16 protein-coding genes are annotated in these 19823 nt (G+C 49.8%); 11 read left to right on the forward strand and 5 right to left on the reverse strand.

Going from position 1 to position 19823, the window contains the following annotated elements; all coding sequences use genetic code 11:
- Positions 1-10 precede the first annotated feature (10 nt).
- Positions 11-2506 carry an ATP-binding protein gene (locus ACTG3Z_RS13540; protein WP_439143593.1) on the reverse strand — a complete coding sequence of 832 codons (2496 nt, stop codon included), beginning with the start codon at positions 2504-2506 and terminating at the stop codon, positions 11-13.
- A gap of 7 nt (positions 2507-2513) precedes the next feature.
- Positions 2514-2990, reverse strand: coding sequence for a molybdopterin-dependent oxidoreductase (locus tag ACTG3Z_RS13545; protein ID WP_439143594.1), 477 nt, complete (start codon positions 2988-2990; stop codon positions 2514-2516).
- 286 nt (positions 2991-3276) lie between these two features.
- Here ACTG3Z_RS13545 and ACTG3Z_RS13550 point away from each other — a divergent pair, with 286 nt between their 5' ends.
- Positions 3277-3924: a response regulator transcription factor gene (locus ACTG3Z_RS13550; RefSeq protein ID WP_439143595.1), complete on the forward strand. Its 648-nt coding sequence runs from the start codon at positions 3277-3279 to the stop codon at positions 3922-3924.
- A 10-nt stretch (positions 3925-3934) separates the two neighbouring features.
- Here ACTG3Z_RS13550 and fliD read toward each other — a convergent pair whose 3' ends face one another.
- The 3 genes from fliD to ACTG3Z_RS13565 form a co-directional block, all read right to left on the reverse strand.
- Positions 3935-5584: a flagellar filament capping protein FliD gene (fliD, locus tag ACTG3Z_RS13555; protein WP_439143596.1), complete on the reverse strand. Its 1650-nt coding sequence runs from the start codon at positions 5582-5584 to the stop codon at positions 3935-3937.
- A 68-nt stretch (positions 5585-5652) separates the two neighbouring features.
- Positions 5653-5997: a hypothetical protein gene (locus ACTG3Z_RS13560; protein WP_439143597.1), complete on the reverse strand. Its 345-nt coding sequence runs from the start codon at positions 5995-5997 to the stop codon at positions 5653-5655.
- Positions 5998-6020: 23 nt separating this feature from the next.
- On the reverse strand, positions 6021-6599 hold the full coding sequence (locus ACTG3Z_RS13565; protein ID WP_439143598.1) for a hypothetical protein: 579 nt from the start codon (positions 6597-6599) through the stop codon (positions 6021-6023).
- A gap of 167 nt (positions 6600-6766) precedes the next feature.
- Between ACTG3Z_RS13565 and flgB the strand changes: the two genes are divergently transcribed.
- From flgB to flgK, 10 genes are all read left to right on the forward strand, one after another.
- Positions 6767-7153 (forward strand): flagellar basal body rod protein FlgB, encoded by a 387-nt coding sequence (gene flgB / locus ACTG3Z_RS13570; RefSeq protein ID WP_439143599.1) that lies wholly within the window; start codon positions 6767-6769, stop codon positions 7151-7153.
- The gene (gene flgC, locus ACTG3Z_RS13575; RefSeq protein ID WP_439143600.1) at positions 7153-7572 is read left to right on the forward strand and encodes a flagellar basal body rod protein FlgC; all 420 of its coding nucleotides are present in this window, start codon (positions 7153-7155) and stop codon (positions 7570-7572) included. Before flgB ends, flgC begins: the two co-directional genes overlap by 1 nt.
- Before the next feature lie 11 nt (positions 7573-7583).
- Positions 7584-8276 carry a flagellar hook assembly protein FlgD gene (locus ACTG3Z_RS13580; RefSeq protein ID WP_439143601.1) on the forward strand — a complete coding sequence of 231 codons (693 nt, stop codon included), beginning with the start codon at positions 7584-7586 and terminating at the stop codon, positions 8274-8276.
- A gap of 40 nt (positions 8277-8316) precedes the next feature.
- Positions 8317-12519, forward strand: a complete 4203-nt coding sequence (locus ACTG3Z_RS13585; protein ID WP_439143602.1) for a flagellar hook-basal body complex protein — start codon at positions 8317-8319, stop codon at positions 12517-12519.
- A 63-nt stretch (positions 12520-12582) separates the two neighbouring features.
- Entirely contained in the window at positions 12583-13344 is a 762-nt protein-coding gene (locus tag ACTG3Z_RS13590) for a flagellar hook-basal body complex protein (protein ID WP_439143603.1), read from the forward strand.
- A gap of 82 nt (positions 13345-13426) precedes the next feature.
- On the forward strand, positions 13427-14215 hold the full coding sequence (gene flgG, locus ACTG3Z_RS13595) for a flagellar basal-body rod protein FlgG (RefSeq protein WP_439143604.1): 789 nt from the start codon (positions 13427-13429) through the stop codon (positions 14213-14215).
- A 10-nt stretch (positions 14216-14225) separates the two neighbouring features.
- On the forward strand, positions 14226-14876 hold the full coding sequence (locus tag ACTG3Z_RS13600; RefSeq protein WP_439143605.1) for a flagellar basal body L-ring protein FlgH: 651 nt from the start codon (positions 14226-14228) through the stop codon (positions 14874-14876).
- A gap of 10 nt (positions 14877-14886) precedes the next feature.
- Positions 14887-16020: a flagellar basal body P-ring protein FlgI gene (locus ACTG3Z_RS13605; protein WP_439143606.1), complete on the forward strand. Its 1134-nt coding sequence runs from the start codon at positions 14887-14889 to the stop codon at positions 16018-16020.
- A 22-nt stretch (positions 16021-16042) separates the two neighbouring features.
- Positions 16043-16369, forward strand: a complete 327-nt coding sequence (locus ACTG3Z_RS13610; RefSeq protein ID WP_439143607.1) for a rod-binding protein — start codon at positions 16043-16045, stop codon at positions 16367-16369.
- A gap of 2 nt (positions 16370-16371) precedes the next feature.
- Complete coding sequence (gene flgK, locus ACTG3Z_RS13615; RefSeq protein WP_439143608.1) at positions 16372-19776, forward strand: flagellar hook-associated protein FlgK; 3405 nt, start codon at positions 16372-16374, stop codon at positions 19774-19776.
- The last annotated feature ends 47 nt before the right edge of the window (positions 19777-19823 follow it).

Consider the following 19823-nt stretch of genomic DNA (forward strand, 5'->3'; position numbering starts at 1 on the left):
CTCTAAACCCCTATTTAGACAACATATGACTAAGCTCACTGACGCATTCATCTATCGCTGCCTGATCGGTCTGTTTAGCGGCTTCCTCGGCGATTGAGAGCACAGAGCTTAACTGATTGAAACCGACAATGCCTGTTGAACCGACAGCATAGTGGGCAGAGTTTCTGCGGTCTTCCCAAGAGCTTGAAGGATCGTTGAGAACGTCAAGCGCGGCTTGCGCATCTGTAAGGCTTTGTGCCTTGAGTTGTTTAGCAATCGCTGGATCCAAAAACTGTTCGATGTCGTCAGCTTCTTGCGGGTTAGGGGTAGTGCCAAGATGTCTGTTGATCGCTTGTTCCAATCGGTCCGCGGTAAGCGGTTTTGGCAACATTGCGTCCATGCCCGATTCAGTCGGATAGTCGAGATCACTGGAGATTAAGGCTGTGACACCCAAAATAGTTGAGTCACGTGATTCACCGTTGCCCGAACGAATAATGCGAGTTGCTTCATGCCCGTCTATACCCGGCATGTTAATGTCCATCAAAATGAGTGCATATTTTTTCTTCTCAGCGGCAGCAACGGCTTCACTGCCGAGTTCGACACAATCGGATTCATAGCCAAGGCGGGAGACCATTTCGTGCAAAACTGTTCGGTTAATTTTATTGTCGTCGACGATTAGGACTGCGCCATCAAAAGGCGGGGCCACGTCGGCTTTGCTTTCTACGGTTTTGTCTTCTGGCGCTTGAGAATTCGTGTTTTCCTCGGCGATTTCAAGTTCGACGGTAAATTTGAAAGTACTGCCTTTCCCAAGTTGGCTGGTCATGTGGATTTCAGAATTCATCTGTTCGATTGCATGTTTGACGATCGAAAGGCCCAAACCGGAACCGCGGGTGCTATCTTCTTCGTTGAACTTTGCTTTCTCAAAAGATTCAAAGATGCGTGCTTTGTCTTCGTCAGCGATGCCGATGCCTTGATCCGAAACAACAAAGTTTAGGTAGCGCGTGTTGCTTCTGCTGCCTTTGGTGGAAATCATGTCGACGGAAACTTGCCCATTTTCGGTGAATTTAATGGCATTGCCGATCAAGTTATACATGACGCGAGAGAACGCCTCTGGCAGGCCGTTGTAGCTGTACTCTGTGCCTTCACCAAGGAACGTCAAGGTCAGTGTATTGCCGTTTGCCGCGGCGAGAGGGGTTAAACCAGCTTGAATTTTCTCAAGCACTGTGCGGATTACGAATGGTTGAGCGACTTCTTGCACCTGGGCGAGGCGCGTATGGTCCAGAATACTTGTTACATGTTCCAAAGCACGGTTGCTGCATTCAAGCGCCGTCTGGAATAGTTTCTGATCGGGAGACGTAAGGTTATTCGCTTCAATCATGTCCAAAGATGCAATCAATCCGTGAAGGGGCGTGCGCATCTCATGGCTCATAGTTGCCAGGAAACGACTTTTTGTTTCAGACGCTTCTTTGGCTTCATCGCGTGATGCTTTGAGCTTTTCCTCGGCTGTGAGCCGTTCAGAGATGTCCGTGAGATAGATAATATATGTATCAAGTCCTTCGACGTCTTTCGTCCAAACGCCAGACATTTCGATTGGAAATTCTTTATAATCGGCAGAGCGCGCGGTCAGTCGAACCGTGTCAGTACCAGGTGATTTTTGATAAAGTAAGAAATCGTTCATACTTTTGCTGTCGAGCAGGCCATGCACGAAATCCAAACCAAGAATGTCTTCTTGGGCCATTCCGAAACAGCTTGTCGCCGCATCGTTGCATTGGATTATTGTGCCGTTAGTGTCGGTAAAGATCACCGCTGATTGTGCTGCTTCGAATGCATTTCTTACATTTGTTGATGTCGCTTCGATGTTGCGGCTGCGCTCTTCCAAATCCCGCCACAAGCGAAACGCCAAAAGGTTTGAAAGTAGAACGAACCCCAAGATGATGAAAGAAGACGCGTGAAACCGCGTGAAGGTGTTATATTGCTCAGCACGAATGTCAGATTGAGCTTCCGCCAGACTTTGAATGCCTCGCGTGGTCAAATTTCTAATGTGGGGTTCGGCAATTTTAGCAACGCGGTATAGCTCATCGATATCGGCTGTTGTCGGCGCGCTTAAATCATCAATGATCCCAGCGAGTTTGTCGCGTTTCTGGAGAACGAATGTAAAGTCTTCACTTTTAGCATAGGGCGTTCCGACACGTGTAAGTGTGGCGCCGACCACGCCGACCCTGCTGTAGAAGATGTCGAAGTGTAGTTGGATTTTTGAGAACTCGGCATCCGAAATTTTTACCCCAGCTTCTGAGCCGGGTGTCATCGGCTCCAGAAGATTGGACATGAAGCTTTTATAGTCGACATCAACCTGAGAGATGTTCCAACCTAGGTTGTCAGATGATGCGACTGCCAAGCGGTCAATTTGGGTCTTTAGTGCGTTGCCACCGATCAACAGCGTAAAGAAGGCTATAACAAGAAGCGTTAGCAGCGTTATAGCCGATAGATTGCGAATTTTGGATCGCCGCTGTAGGAGCCGAGTTCTCATTTTGAAATTATTCTTCTGGGTTTTTCAGGATTGAAGAGAGTTGCCAGATGCTGAGCGCATAGACTTTTTCTTGCTGATACTTTTTGTCAGCGTCGAAAGGGTAAACGACCCAATACGGACCTTTTTCGCGACGGTTGAAGGGTTCACCATTCATCAGGTTCGCGACGATGGGTGCTTCTTCTGTAATATCGGCGACTGGGATTTCGATTGTGTAGTCATTTATTGCAGTCAGAGAAACGACACCTTCAGTGATGTTTGCTAGCTCTAGGATGGATTTCAACGTTGGGCCTGAGAACTCGATTTTACCTTCTGTCCAGATCGTTGTTGTTTCGAAAGCTGTTTGTTCGAGTTTTGCGACGTCTGCTTTTGTCAGTTCGACTGTAACGTCACCATTGGTGATACTTAGAATGTCTTCTGCAGACGCGAGAGTGGGCAGTGCGATGAAAGACAAAACTGTCAAAATCGCTTTGAGTAGGTTGGTCATTTGAGTTTCCTTGACGCGAAGTTCTGATATATCTCTTTTAGATACCTTCAAAAGAAAAGGTGGATGTATCTAAAGATACTCATGCTGATCCTTAGGTAAAAACGCAGGTCATTAGGCGGAAACACAGTGTCAGCACTTTTTTTTAGTACGAAAAGAGCGTAATAAGCCCTATAGTGAGCAACACGAGATCGAACTATAGAAAAGGCTTCTTAAGTTTTTCTGTTTGTACGTTTTTTTGACACTCAGTGTGCAGTTGACAGGTTTTATAAGCTTTTAGGATGATAGCATGAATTTGAATGAACATGACGACGATAACAGTACAAACTTAAAGGTCGCAATTGCGGATGACCACAAGTTGCTCGCAGATGCTGTATCGTCGATGCTCGGCGGGGAAGGCGGCTTTGAGACCTCTTGCTGCTATGATTTGGAGTCATTGCTTAAGCTATTAGGCTGTAGTCAGTTTGACATAGTTCTCCTCGATCTTCGTATGCCGGGTATGTCGGGGCTTGATAGTGTTGCACAAGTCGTTCGCGCAGCGAAAGACGGTTACGTCGTATTGTTTACGGGCCAAGTGGATAAGCATGTTTTGGACAAAGCGCTTGAGCTTGGTGTGCGCGGTTTGATTGCTAAAACGATGCCACTTCGTTCCCTTGGTAGTATTATCGAGCTTATCAGCTCAGGTCAGATTTTCGTTCCCGTTGGTGCCGACTTCCCGGGTGCCACGACAGATGTCGATGACAACCGCGGTTTGAACGACAAGGAGCTATATGTTTTGCGACTTGCCGCAGATGGCATGACCAACAAAGAGATCGCGCGCGATATGGGCGCGACCGAGGTCATCGTGAAGATGCACATGCGTGCAATCTGCAAGAAGCTTGGTGCGCGTAATCGTGCGCATGCAGCTATCATCAGTCGCGAACGGTCCCTCCTGTAACGTTCTGGGGTTAGTTTTCTTGGTTCCAAGAATCGACTAGAGCTTCCATGTATTCGCCAGTTTCATTGATGCTGGCGATCATGGCCTCCATGCGTCCAAACTCGGTGTTGTAGCGATCCGTTAAAACGCTCACGCGTTCCTCGATAGCCAAGAGATCCTTTTCAAAGTTTTGAAGATCTTCGTTGAGCTCATTTTCACGTCTTGCAAGCAACCCACCAGCACCAATAAGGGCATCGCTGTAGGTTTCAAGACTGTCGGTCAGACTAACGCCATAACGTACGTTGGTGGAGACCGCTTGATCATTCTCTAAAGTAAACAACATGCCGTTGGTATTTTCCAAGGCAGAGCGCAGTGTTGTCTTGCCGTTGCGATCCGTGCTGATATCGAGCTCTTCGCCATCAAGCGTGGCTGTTGGTGGCGTTGTATTGGGATCATAAACGAGTGCGTATGACCCTGCTTTGGGTGGCGCAAACGGAAGTCCTGACACGGCTATGCCTGGATCATCTGACCCATACTGAGACGCGAAAAGTGCTTCTGCTATCTCGGGGTTTTCTTCCAGTGCGCGTTCAAATGACGTTTCATCAAGTGTCAGTCTGCCATCGAGTTCGGTTTTGATACCCAATTGCGCAAGGTAAACAGGTTGATCGCCAAACCCTGAGATTGGTTCAGTTGTAAGCCGGCCCATTTTGCTCAAAATCGACTGCGCAGCGACATCGCCTGCGAGTGAGCCTTCTTCCGAGCCATTGAAACCACGTTGTGTTGCTGTTTTGAGGTAATCTTTGAGCGAGTTAACCTCATCCAAGAATTGCGCAACGCGATCACGTACGGATGTGTTGCTTTCATTAGAGATCAACGTCGATGTGCCAACGGAATTGAGAGTCATGCGATGTCCGGGGAAAAGATCCTCGATTACATTGCTGCCGCGGGTGACGTTGACGCCATCAACTGTGAAATTCGCATCTGTCGCAGCGACAAGATCACTAGAGAGACCCATAGGATTGTTCGTTGGATCACTTTGGCCGTCGGTGCCATTGGCGGTGAGGCCGAGCGCTTCTTTGATCGAGTTTACCGAAGCGTCTGTCAACGCGTTGGCGGTGCCTGCGTCCGTTTTAATGATGAGTGCCATGCTCTCGCCTGTGTTGATCAGGGATGCTGACATGCCATCGATGCTGTTCAAAGAGCGTGTAAATCCGGTCAGTGTGTTGTTGGTTCCGTCGATTGGGATGTTTAGTGGGCTATCCATCGTATCGGTGGCCAAAGAAATGCTTGTCCCGCTTAAAAGCGTGCTTGTGTTCGTATTGGTGTCAAAATTGATCGACAGAACCTGAGATGCGGCAAGGGTATTTACCTCAACAACAGCAGAGATGTCAGAGGCCAGCGCTTCCATTGTGACTTCGATTGACACTGCGTTTGTTGTTGAACTGGCAACGCGCGACGCTGATTCAGCGGTGCTTGCCATGCCTGCTTTGAATAGCCCGAGCTGAGACGACAAAAGCCCCATGGCGGAGATGGATGTATTAGCGTCCTCAACCCGGCGCTCTGTCAGAACGCGGTCGCTGTTGTTTTCAGCCTCGACAAGGCTGCTGGCGAGGCTTTTTAGTTCGATTCCACTGCCGTTTTGGCTAAGTGCCGAAAGAATATCAGTCTTCATTTCCGCCATGGTTGAGACTCCCTATTGAGGACTAAACGTCAGGGCAAAGCCAACATTTAGAAAAAACTCTATTTTATTTACATGCGGAACTTCATGACTTTGCAGTTATGCGTACGCAAAATGCCATTCTGAATAGTGGTAAGCGCACCAGTATCGCGTTTGATCGAAAGCTGAGTGCGTCCCCAATCGGCAATCAGAACGTCTTCGCTCACGAAGGTGATCGTCGTTTTAGTAGGTTCTGGTCCGACGATCTTACCTTGTTTGCCGATTGAGAGCTTATCAAAGGTTACCCTTTCGAATGGCGCATTTGCCCCCTGGCATTCATAGGTTTCATTTTGATATCTCGTCAGGCTTGCGCAATCGCGCAATGATCCAACAGCTATCAATGCAATGGCCCCAAGGCCGACTAGGGAATTGCTCATGTTATGCCCTCACTTACGGTGTATCACTCTGCTTTGAGATCGGTTGCAGTTTCGCCAGTCGTTTCGGAATCCGCTAAAGCAGCAGCTGCTAGGTCGGCATCTGACTCATCGGTTTCAGGGGCTAATTCAGGTTTATGAAGTGTGGCCACGCCTGAGGCAAAGAGTTGCTCGGCAACATCCTTTGGCGCTGCAAGAACTGCCCCGATTGGCAATTCAAAGTCTTGATGGGTGTATTTTTCTAGTAACAGCATTTGAACGCTTTTGCTTGCAGGTTCGATGCTTTCCTTTTGAGCGTCATCAGCGTCATCAGCGTCATCAGCGTCATCAGCGTCATCAGCGTCATCAGCGTCATCAGCGTCATCAGCGGGAAAGCTCTGTTTGTTGCGCATCAGGATTTTAGGGAACTTGTCGCCAAGCAACTCTGAGAGAGTTGTTTCGTTCTTTATCTCTGTTCCAGCGTTGTTGGCGCTTGCCCGTGCGCGCAAGACTTGAACCCGCGCATCGAAAATCGCGGTTCGGGTCGCAGGATCGGTGATATCGTAAAGCAACTCAGCTAAGACGTTAGTGACGTGAAGAGCTGGTATGTCTGCAAGCTGATGCATCAATCGAACCGTTGTCGCGTTGGCTTTAGGCGCTGTTTTTCTAGTGGTTCGCCCCGAGGACGTTCTCAGGCTTCGTAAAGTTTTTTCCGACATTTTCAGCTCCTCGGTGAGTTTGGCACTCAACTTGCAAATATCGGACCAGAAACGAAGGAACCCGGACGAAAAACATGAACGCATTAAAAGAGCATATTTCATTCCAAGCATCGGCGCTGTCTTTGCGTAGTGCTCGCAATAACATGCTTGCTTCCAATATCGCGAATGCTGCGACACCTGGATATAAAGCGCGTGACTTGGACTTTGATCGTGAGATGGCTGCGAAGGCAGGGGACAGCCCTGTGCGTATGACTGCATCGCGCCACGTGAATAGTCTTACTGGCGTTGGTGCTGATCGCGTTCAGTATCGTCAACCTTTGAACCCGTCTTTGGACGGAAACACGGTTGAGATGTCTGTAGAGCAGATGGAATTCTCTGAAAATTCTGTGCGCTACATGTCGACGCTTGAGTTCCTTAACAAACGTGTCTCGGGCCTGATGTCCGCAATCAGAGGTGAATAATGTCTGATATTAAGAACGTCTTCGATATCGCGGGCCGCTCGATGGCGGCGCAAATGGTGCGTTTGAACACTGTTGCCTCAAACATTGCAAACGCCGAGGCGCGCGCAGGATCGGCGGAGGATGCGTACCGTCCGCTTCGCCCTGTGTTTCAAACAGTGTTTGAAGACGGAATGCGCAATGCTGAAAAGGCGTCTGTCGAAGTACGCGATGTGATTTCGCTGAACCGAGAGCCACAGCGCGTTCATGAGCCGGGCCATCCCCTCGCGGATGAAGAGGGCTTTGTCTACATCTCGCCGGTCGATGTGAACGAAGAGATGGTCGATATGATCGAGGCCAGTCGTCAATACCAGAATAATCTAGAAGTCGTCACAACGTTACGCACCTTGATGATGCGCACTGTGAACATGGGTAAGTCGTAGGAGGTTAAGCAATGGATATAGATAATAACAGTATGAGCGCGCAAAACGCGCTGTTGTCTAAACTTGGGATCAGCACGACTGATACCAAGCCCGAAGATGCCAAAGAAGAGCTCGGGCAGGGCGATTTTTTGAAGCTTATGACGGCTCAATTGCAGAACCAAGATCCGTTCGCCCCGATGGACAATGGTGACTTCATTGCACAAATGGCGCAGTTTTCATCCGTTGCCGGTATCAGTGATATGGGCAAAACGATGAACACGATTGCAGATCAGTTGGGTCAGTTTCGTGTTGGATCGTCGGTGAACATGCTGGGTCATTCGGTTTTGCTGCCCGGCAATATCGCACGCGCGGATGACAATGGTGAGGTACATGGCGTTCTTGACCTTGAGCGTACTTCCTTGGAAACGCGCGTTGAGTTTCTGGATGCAGAAACGGGCGAAGCGCTACACACGCTAGACCTTGGCAGTCGCGCAAGCGGCATGTCTGGTTTTGAGTGGAAAGACTTGCCAGAAGAATATCGCGACGGACGTCGCAGTATGAAGTTGGACGTAACAGTGAACTACGGTGATGGTCCTGAAGGGCTTGTGCCAAACGTATTCGCTGAAGTGATTGGCGCATCGAGCGCTGCCTCTGGTGAGGCCCAGCTTGAAGTTGAAGACTACGGTGACGTGAGCGCCGCAGAAGTTCTGCGGTTCCGTCTTTAAGGCCGCCCTAACCCATAAATTCTAGATAAGGAGAGAGCATTTGTCTTTCTATACCGCTCTTACGGGCCTTAACGGCGCCCAATCAGATATCTCGACAAGCTCGAACAACATTGCAAACGTTGGAACGACTGGCTTTAAAAGATCCCGCGCAGAATTCGGCGACATCTTTGCGACGTCACCGTTGCAGAACAGTTCATCTTCCATCGGATCCGGTGCAATCCTTAAAGGGGTGAAGCAACAGTTTACACAGGGTAACATTGCTTCGTCTTTGAATGCTTTGGATATGGCGATTTCTGGTCAGGGTTTCTTTGCGCTTAAGCCAAGCCAGACGTCGACGCAGGTTGTTTATACACGAAACGGTTCGTTTAACGTTGATAACAATCGAAATGTTGTGGATAGCTCTGGTCAGTTCTTGCTGACCTATCCAGTTAACGAAGACGGTTCTGTTACAGCCAAAGACATCGACAGCGCTACGCCTTTGCGTTTGCCAGTTACGTCTGGTGACCCACAGGCGACAACGAATGTTGATCTTTCGGTCAACCTGCCTGCCAACGCAGATGTTGTGATGGAAAAAGACAAATTTCGCGACGGATATACCTTTGATCCTGATGATCCCGAGAGCTTCACAAACTCAACATCGTTCACGATCTTCGATGATTTGGGTAACCCGACAATTGCGACGGTTTATTATATCAAGACTCAAGCAGCGTCGGCTGAGGATCCTACAAACAAGTTTGAAACCCGTCTTGTGATCAATGATGAAGTTGTTGCCCCTGATCTTGTTCCGGCTTTGAACGACAATGGGAACCAGATTTACATTGACCAATTTGGTAACCAGACAACAACCGTTCCCGACCCGAGTTATTTTGACGCCGGTCGGAGTGCGCCGCTGTATAAGCTAGATGAATTGCGCACGCGTTTGCCGTCGCAACCGGCAATTCTGACGGGTGAGAAGAGTGGATTTGATTTCGGTGACGAGGGCACGCGAGAGATCGAAATTGTCACTGACCCAATGTTATTTGGCGCAACTTATGAAGCTGACGCTGCAAACCAAGGCGTTTATTGGGGAAATGATTTCCTGTTGGTGAACCTTGATGATGGCACGCGTCCTGTAAGTATTTCGGTACGTCCAGGCAGCTACAATGCTGAAGAACTTGCTGCAGAAGTTGAACGCGCCATTAACGAATCCTACGATGACGCGCGTAAAGTTGAAGTGCGCAAAGGTGGCGAAGACACAATAAATATTCAGTTGTACACACCAAGTGCTGATGGCGATGTACCAGTTGCAAATAGTGTTTCGATTGATTTGCTTGAGCCAAGCTTTGTGTCCACGCAAGCCGGTATCGATGTTGCCAATTTAACGGCACCCAATTTCAAATTGGATACGTTTCTTGCGCATGCTCAGGCACGTATCAATGACACTTTGAACGATCAGTTGGGTCAGAACCCTACTGCAGTGCCAAATATTGCGAGCAATCAGTTTGCGAAAATCACAACAACGGCCAAGCTGGCAGATCCCCCCGAATTGCCACAGTCCTTTGGTTTTGAATACACCACGCGTGATTTGAATGTGACCAGTCTTGCGAATGGTTCAGACCGTTGGGATATCGACTATTTTGAAGGTGAGTTTTCTGTGAGCTCTATTCAAAATGCTCCAGCGGAAAGTGGCAAAGCGGTTTCGTTTTCGGTGAACGATCGCGATGTGTTTGTTGCCATTCCTGATGGTGCAACAAGTGAATCCGAAGTTCTGAGCGCGATCAAAGCAGAGGTCGAAAAGCTTTTCACTGTTTCGACAGGTTCGCCTGAGCTAACGTTTGCAAATAACCAACTTAGTGTTTCAGGGGTTGCTGCAAATGCGCCGCAAACCCTAAATTTCGACGCCTTTGGAGCATCGCTGAGCGTTGATGTTGGGTCATCTGATACGGATGCGACGATTGCTACAAAGATCAAAGACATGATCGACGCTGCGGGCGTGCGTAATGTTTCGGTTGAGCAAAGCGGATCTGTTTTGAACATCGTTGGCCCAACTATTGAAAGCGAATCTGGTTCTGCTTCGATATCATTCGCGGTAAGCGAGCAGCGCTATATGGCGTATACAAACTTCGGAAACCGTCCCGATGTTAAGGTGTTCGACCGACAGAGCGAAGTCGCAAATTCTGGGCAAAGCCCAGCTATTGAATACGATGCTGAAGCAGACCGACTGTCTATCACGATGAAGTCTGTCGCAGGGCTAAGCGTGGGTGACAATATCGTTCTTATGGGCGCCGATAATGATGCTGCCGCGATCAACGGGCGCAGTTATAGGATAACTGCTCTGGATGGGAATACGATCCAGATCGCAACGGGCGATCTGGGGCTGCCGGATGACAATATTGCCATCGACGTCAACGAAAATAATCCATTTATCATTTTGTCAGAAGCATCGTCCGATGTTGAGGCCTTCTTTGAAGGTGCTGATTTGCAAGTTGCCGGTTCGGCCCAAAGTTTTAACAGCCAGCGTATTGTTATGCGCGAGCGTGAAAGTGCCCGTCACTCCTATACAGATGTAAATGTGAACGGGTCGAACAAGTCGATCTTTGGGGCTTTCGAAGCACAGCTTGGTGTTGATGCGAGCCCGACTGCGTCTGATTTTGGCCTCAGCAACTCTGCGATTGAGCTTGAGTGGGTTGATGAACGCAATCCTCCGATCAAGATTAAGTATGATGCCGCATCTCAAAGCATTGTGTTTAACATCGATCACACAGCGCTTGGGCCAGGTGGTACAATCAGTGATGTTTCTGCTGTTCAGATGTTGTCTGGAAACTCTGACAACGTAACGTCGATGAGTGCTGGTGCTTTGAGCAATTCGAGCAAAGTGACGATTACTGCATCGACCAATGTAAGCGGTACTCCCTTCATCCTAGATGGGGGCCTTGTGAGCACCAGCCCTGACCGATTTGGTGCGAAGGTGAGTTATGATCGTGATACGAGTTCGTTTGCTTTTGAAAGCGGAACAACAGGTAAGGCTGTTCGTGCGAACAAGGCGATGGGCGTAGAAACGGATCAAAAAGCCTCCAACATTCAGGTTGGTCGATATGAAATCGACTCAACCACGGGATTGGCGATTACAGGTGATGGTACGATTGATCTGGCTTCCCGCGTTCTTGCAGATGGCACGAGCCATTTGATGGGTGTTGGTGCATCTGTAAGCGTTGGCTTTATGGAAGGGACAGGTTTGAAATCTGAACCGGCCAAGGCAATTGGCGGTCCCGCAAAAGACCCGTTAAACAGTCAGCCCGTGTTCCTAAACCCGGCGAACTTTGAGACAATCTTCAACGTGTCTGTTAACGGTGTGAACGCGAATATTGAGATCCCGGGTGGAAACTATATCGGCACGACCTTGGCTGACCTATTGCAGCAACGTATTAACCAAATGCGAGACCCTGAAACGGGCCAAACAATTGGTGGTGTAACGGTTAAGTATCAACCGACTGAGAACAACTTTGTCTTCACGACTGGTACAACTGGCGATACGTCAACAATCCGTGTCAAAGGACCTGCCAAACTTGGTTTGGATGACGTTCCTTTGAGTGTGGGAAGTGTCCCAACGATTGCAAAGTTGGTTCAGGCCACGAATGAAAACGGTATCCCGCTTTATGTGAATGAGAACGGCGACATCGTTGATACAGAGCCTGATAACCTGGTTTCTGACTACTACCCGCTATACTTAGACGAGGGTGAACTGACCTTTGACAAGACCGGTAAACTGGTTAGCCCACAGGGTTTGACACGGTATGAATCCCAAAGTGATTCATTCTCGATCTCGCTCGATATTGATTTCAGTAGTTCAACGCAGTTGGCAACACCGTTTGCGGTGAACAATCTTGAGCAAAACGGTTTCACATCGGGTCGTTTGGATGGTCTTAACATTGATGCGACGGGTCTGTTGCGTGCCAACTATACAAATGGTCAGAACAAACCGCTTGGTAAGATCGTTCTTGCGAACTTCAACAACCAGAATGGTTTGAAGCAAGTCGGAAATGCGACGTTTGTTGAAACAGCAACCTCGGGTGAGCCGTTGATTGGTGAAGCCGGTACTGAAGGTTTCGGTTCTATCCAGTCTGGTGCACTAGAGCGTTCGAACGTGGATATCACGGAAGAACTCGTCAATTTGATTACCGCACAGCGTAACTTCCAGGCGTCTTCGAAAGCGATTGAAACGTCTACGCAGCTGACCCAGACGATCATCAATATCCGAACGTAATTTGATGAGTAATGTCGAGACCCGCTCGTGTTGAGCGGGTCTTCATAAAAAGAAAGGTCCAACATGGATCGTAATATCCACATTGCTCTGAACAGTATGCGAAATATTGGTTCGGAACTGACCGTTAATTCGCAAAACATGGCGAACGTAAATGTGCCGGGTTACCGCGCAGATCTTGTAGTTACGCGAGAAGCCCAAGCGGTTCAGTCGTTTGAAGAATTCCGTTCGCGGGTCTTTAGTCAGCAAGGAAAAGAGTCGCTTTTTTCAGCTGAGCAGGGGGCAATGCAAAACACCGGTGAGCCGATGGATGCGGCGATCCGAGGCGAAGGCTATTTCATGATTGCGCCGGCGACTGGTGGTGATCCTGCTTTGTCTCGGCGCGGTGACTTCGGGTTTGATTCAGAACGTTTCATAACAGATGGCGCAGGAAGTCGTTTGTTAGACACTGAAATGAACCCTATCCAGTTACCCGAAGCGCGACGCATTGTTGTTGAAGAGACTGGACAAATTCAGATCGAATTGTTTGGGACCCCAGAGGGGACTTTTGTCCCTGGGCCGATCATTGGCACAACGACCGCCGCTGATGTGAGGCTTTCAAAGTCAATTGATGGGCATATCAGACCAGCAAATGGCGACCCGCTTCCAGCACCAGATCAACGAGCGCGTATTTCACAGGGCTTTTTGGAAAGCAGCAACGTGAACACGATTACTGCGCTTGTCAAAAACATCGAAAGCCAGCGTAATTTTGAAATGAGCGTTAAGTTTATTTCTTTGGCGCAGGAAATTGACGAAGGCTCCAGCCGTATTATGCGTTTGCCGCAGTGATTTTGCTTTAGTTTTCTATCCCGGCTCAGTTTGGCACATCAGTTGCATCGTAGTGTTGAACGAATAATTTACGGAGCCGCCAATGTCGTCCAATGCAATGCACGTCGCAAAGACGGGCCTAAATGCGCAGCAAACACGCATGCAGGTTATCGCGAACAACTTGTCGAACTTGAATACGGTTGGCTTTAAAAGCGACCGCGTCAATTTCGAAAGTCTGCTTTATCAAGTCAAACGCGGTGGTGGTGATCAGACATCTGAGGGCACGGAACTCACTTCTGCGCTTGCGCTGGGAACGGGTGTGCGTGCGGTGAATACCCAAAAGCTTTATTCCCAAGGCGGCATGGTAAACACGGACAACTCGTTTGACCTTGCGATTGATGGGCAAGGTTTCTTTCAGGTTTTGATGCCGGATGGACGTGTCGGGTATACGCGTAACGGTTCTTTCTCGCGCAGTGCTGAAGGTGTTTTGACCACGGCAAGCGGCTATGTTGTTCAGCCAGAAATCCAAATCCCAGAAGACGCTGTCGAAGTGAATGTGTCACAAGATGGCATTGTTTCAGTGCGAAGTGCGGAGCAAAACGAGGCGCAAGAGGTGGGTCAGCTTACGCTTGCTTCTTTTGCAAACCCTCGCGGGCTTCAGCCAGTTGGTGAAAGCTTTCTGGTTCAAACGGCGGCAAGTGGTGATCCAACTGTAGCCGCCCCGCAAGCGCAGGGTATCGGTAAGTTGGTTCAAGGCTCTTTGGAGTCTTCGAATGTGAATGTTGTTCAGCAATTGGTCGAGATGATCGAAACGCAGCGTGCGTATGAGGTGAGTTCGAAGTCCATCACAGCATCAGATGAAATGATGCGCTACATTTCAAACAACCTCTAAGGGCTCATATATGTCTTTTATCACTAAGGCGTTTGCGCCACTTTTGTTGTGTGCTCTTGGAGCATGTTCCACCTATGTTGAGGATGAGGCGAGCCGTGCTTTTCAGCCGGTTATGCCGGAAGCGCTTTATCGAACTGGGCCCGCCGATGGCAGCATCTACCATGCGAATGCGCCTGGCTTGTTTGCGGTTGAACAGCGTGCCTCCAAGGTCGGGGACATTTTGACGATTGCTTTGAACGAGTCTTTTCAAGCGACCAAGTCACAGACCGCGACAGCCGCTAAATCGGACAGCTTGTCGTTGAGCGTGCCAAACCTGCTTAATGTTCCTGTTGCTTCGACAGGGTCCGCACAAAACTTCGAAGGCAACGGCGCCGCGGAGCAATCGAATAGTTTCACAGGTCTTGTCACGGTGAGTGTCGTTCGGGTGATGAGCAATGGTAATTTGGAAGTGCTTGGACAGAAGAAGTTAACGCTCAACAACGGCGATGAATATGTCCGAGTGAGCGGTCTTGTTCGCCAGAGCGATATCAGCCCGACCAATGTTGTGAATTCGAACCGTTTGGCGAATGCTGAGATCACCTACATTGGCGCGGGCGATCTGGCAGACACTGCAAAACGTGGTTGGATTCCAAAAGCGTTTTCTTCGTTGAACGCGATCTAGGAGCAGATGCATGGCCCGTCGTTTTCATCTGATTAATGCAGTTTTAGCACTTATGGTGATGTGGGGTGCGACTGCAGCTTCTGCAGATCGTATCAAGGATCTTGCAAGCATTGCTGGCGTGCGAAGTAACCAACTGGTTGGCTATGGTTTGGTCGTTGGCCTATCAGGTACGGGCGATGGGGATCTTGGAATAACGTTGCAGTCTTTGCAATCCATGGTGTCACGTTTTGGTATGGTGACCGAGGCTGAGGGGTTGGATGGCTCAAACGCAGCGGCCGTGATTGTGACCGCTGACTTGCCCGCTTTTGTGAAGCCGGGTCAAACGCTGGATGTTACAGTCTCGGCGCTAGGATCTTCGGAATCGCTTCGCGGTGGGACACTTTTGATGACGCCTTTGTTAGGCGTTGACGGCGAGACTTACGCGATTGCACAGGGCAATCTGCTTGTCGGGGGCATGGGTGTTTCTGGTGCGGATGGATCGTCTTTGACTGTTAACGTGCCAACGGTTGGGCGGGTTCCGCAAGGTGCCAATGTAGAGAAGATGGTCGAGAACCCATTTATCACGAACGACTATCTCATTCTCAACCTTCATCTGGCGGACTTTTCCACGGCTTCTAACGTTGCTGATGCTATTAATGTTGTGTTTGGTGGCGATACGGCTGTTCCAATTGATGCCTCTTCTATTCGTGTGTTGGCCCCAAGCGACATGTCACAAAAGGTGTCCTTTGCGAGCTTGATCGAGCAAGTCGAGGTCCAGCCAGCGGAACCGCCGGCGCAAATCATCGTCAATTCGCGCACGGGAACTGTTGTGATTGGCGGCAATGTCAATGTGACACCTGCCGTGATTACGCATGGGTCTTTGACGGTTCGTATTCGTGAGGATGTGGATGTGACGCCGACGAATGAAACGATCATCTTGGATGATGCAATCGTCAATGCACCAGGTGATCCAATTGAAAACCCCGATACTGATATCGTCGTCGATGAACCGCTCGCGCGCGCCTTTCTGTTTGATCCGGGCGTAAGCCTGAGTGACGTCGTGGATGCGATCAATGCGATTGGAGCAACACCGTCAGATTTGGTGGCCATTCTTGAAGCGCTTAAAGTTGCAGGTGCGCTGCGCGCTCAGCTGATTATCATTTGATTTACATCGGGTAGGGCGCGGCATGACGACGATCAGTTCCACTGTCTTGAAGATGGCTTCTGGGCCAGCTGCGAGTGCTGCAAAGCCTTTGGTCGCGGCCGGGCCATCAGAACGCGAAAAGCTTGGCGAGGTCGCAGAGCAGTTCGAAGCGTTGTTTGTCAAATCTATTTTGTCGAGCGCGCGATCCGCACAATTGGCAGACCCTTTGCTAAACAATGAAGGCCTTAAGACGTTTAACTCTATGTTAGACCAAGAATATGCAACGGCCCTTTCACAGCGAGAGTCGCTTGGAATTGCAGACGCCCTTGTGCGCCAGTTCCAACACAGGGTCTCTGACGGAGACGTTTAGGCATGGCAAGTCTTCTAGACATAGGTCGCAGTGCCGTTAACGCACAACGTGAAGCGTTAAACGTTACGGGCCAAAACATCGTGAACGCCAATACCGAAGGGTATCGGCGCCGTGATGCGTCTTTGGAAGAAGTCTCAGGTATTCAAAGCGAGCTGACCTCTGTCACCGCGCAAACGGGTTTGGGTGTCAGGCTAAGTGAGGTCCGTCGAGCCTACGACACGTTTTTGAGTGAAAATAAGCGAAGCGCAACGGCGCGATTTGAATCCTCTGATGCGTTTGTCAAAAAGTTGGAGCAACTGGAAAACACGATCCTTCCAACGGATGGTGACCTAGGCGTGGCCCTTACCGCGTTTTTTAATTCCTTGGGAGAAGTTGCGTCCCAACCCGGCGATCGCGCCCCCCGCGCTGCGGCGATTGAAATGGGTCATACGGTCAGTAATGCGTTTAATACCACCGCGATGATGTTGACAGATTTGGGTGAAGGGACGTTCCAAGAAATCGAAACGAGATTGACCGAAGCGGTTCAGAATGTTGAGGCCTTGGGAAATTTGAATGGCCAATTAAGATCGTCTAATTTTGGTGCAACCCCGCCGCATAGTCTTTTGGATGAGCGGGATCGTCTTATTGATCAGCTGTCTGGTTTGTTGCCGATCCATGTTTCAATTGGTGCTCGTAATGATGCTGAGATCCGGCTGGGCTCCTCTGTTGCGGGCCCACTTATTCTAAGCGGCTCAGATGCAATGCCACTTACTGCAATGATCTCAGATCAGGGGGCGGTCGCCTTTAGAATTGGCGACGGGCAGATTGTTACTCAGCTTGAGTCTGGTGAATTGCGCGGACTTGTTGATGCCTATGGGACAACGCAACGCGCGATCATTGAGCTGGACGATCTAGCGCGCGATTTCAGTACGAAGATGAACGAACAGCACACAAAAGGTGTCGATCTTGATGGTGATCTGGGACGTGAGTTGTTTTCGACCGCACAGTTTACGCCTGTTCGCAGCAATCTCAACGAAGGCAATGTAGAAGTCATTGTGAATGTATTTGCGGTGCCGGGTCGGGCGAACCAGTTGTCACAGATGGAGATGAGCTACGAGGCAAAAAATGATCTTTGGACTTTGCAAGATGATGGTGGCGCCATTTTGGGGCAGGGGCGTAATCGGATCGAACTTGATGGTGCGCTGATCGAGATTATTGGTAAAGGCGTCGCCGGTGACTCGTTCGATATTGTGCGGGAAACCGGAGATGCGGCGCGCATTTCGTTCCTGCTTGAACGTCCCGAAGAAATTGCAGCGGCCTCGACTGTTTCGATCAGCCCTGATGCTGCCAATATGGGCAACGCTGTTTTGTCGACTTCGCAGGTTGAGCCTATATTCAGCGCCTTGCCCGCTGTCACTGAGACACTTGCTAACAACTTGTCCCCTGTTGTTGCGCAGGATTTCTTGAGAGCGGGCGTTGTTGGAACAATTCCGCGCGGTACGCAAGAAATCACCCTTGCGAGTTTTGCAACACAAGCGACGGCCACGGTTATTGCGCAAAACGATGCAGATATTTCGACGATCGTTCTGACGTTGGATGGCATGGGCCATACGTTTTCTTTGGATCCGGAATTGGTAGATGCCCAAGAGTGGGAGACCGGTGCAGAGATCGCGCATCACCTTACTTCGGGGCTTTTGAAAAGTACTGGCGGTCAATCGATTGCTCAACTTGGGTTAACCGTGATTGGTTCACAAGAAGGTTTGGTATTTGCTTCAGACGGCTCGCGTGACCTAAGCGGGATGGCGGCGAGATCTTCAGCGGGAAATAGTTTGAACACCGATGTTGTTGCAGCACAATCCGCATCCGACATTCGGGTTTTCACACGTGAAGGACGTCAAATTTCTGGGCCCCCTATGGCGGCGGCCGAAGTTGCTGAACTTTTGACTTATGAGAACGGTTTCAACCTAGAAGCGGAATACCGGGCTGACTACGCAACGGTGAGCAACGGGATTGGCTACCGCGGGATGAGTATCGTCCAAAGTCAAACCAGCAGTGATCCGATGATCGGTGGCTTGAACACTGTATCGACCAGTTTGTCTGGCTTACGGGGCAGCAATAACGGCAACATTTCTTCCGATTTACGTGTGAACGAAACTCAAGCACAAACGATAAAGCTTGAGCTGGGGACGGGGGCGGAACGTTCGTTTGAGATTCCGCCCGCAGTTGATGCCGCCTATGTTGCTGAAAGCGCAAATATTGCCTTTGCTCCGTTAGGTGTTCAGGCGAAAGCAATGACCGTTGTCGGTCTCAATCTGGAGACGGGTTCGAACGGTTCGATCCAATTGGATTTGACGGGAGTCTCGGGCGAAGCGGCGCCCATAAGTGCGTTTGTAACTGAAGGGGACTTCACTGCGTTTGTGGACGCTGTAAATCTGCGAGCGTCTGAAACAGGTATCCATGCGCAACTTACCTCTTCAAAAGAGGGTGTCACGCTTACACAAGATGCGGGATTCGACATAGGGCTTAGCAATGTGTCGTTGAGTGGGATCAGTATGTCTGTTTCTGTGCTTGACCAGAATTTTCAACCGCTTGCACTGAACGATAGCGTTATCGAACAGACGTCTGCTTCGTTGGGCGAGGACATACGCATTAGTGGCACGGTTCAGTTTAGCAGTGGTGCTGAGTTTGATTTAACCAGCACACGCATAGGCGATGTAGCGCATTCGCTTTCGTCTATGCGTGATCCTATGATTGGCGGTTTGGTTTCGAAAGAGATGAGCGCAGGGGGTTCGAATGCGACGTTGCATTATAATGTTGAGCCCAAAATTGATGGAGCCGCTAGCAATGTTGATGGTTCGCGCGTCCATGCGCCGTCTTCACGATTTGAGACAGCGCTTCGCATGCCAGATGGAACGATGTTTCGCGCGAATGTGGCATCGGGAACATTCCCGACGGATGCAGAGGTTGCTCTAAAAACCGTGGCTGAGTTGCGCAGGCAAGCCCCAATTCCGTCTTTGCATGGCTCCGCAATGGCACTTGAAGACGTACCCGCAGTTGGAAGCAGTGCCAAGTTTCTGCTTGGTGGCGCAGAGTATACGCTAACGCGTGTTGATGACGGTAACTCAGCGCGACTTAGCCAATTGGACTTTGCGATTACTGGCCCTGAGGAAGGTCGAATAATCCCGCGTGTGATTGAAGAGAATGGCACTTTTTCACTTTCATTGGCTGTTGTTGGAGGCCAGCTTTCAGGTGAGGGGCCGACAGCGATTGTCGACGAAATGGCCCAACAGTTTGGTTTTGGTTCGGCGCAAAGCAAAGCAACTGTCCAAGGTCGCGAGATTCTGGCGGGGCTTGCTGACGGGTCTTATCAATTTGATGTGTTTCTGAATGGTGTTGAGCGGCTTTGTTGCACAAATCGGGCACTGTAGGATTCACTGTGTGAATCCAGCGTGATAGCTCGCGGACATGAGCAGTT

The sequence above is a fragment of the Planktotalea sp. genome (genome assembly GCF_965659345.1).
Taxonomy (GTDB): Bacteria; Pseudomonadota; Alphaproteobacteria; order Rhodobacterales; family Rhodobacteraceae; genus Planktotalea.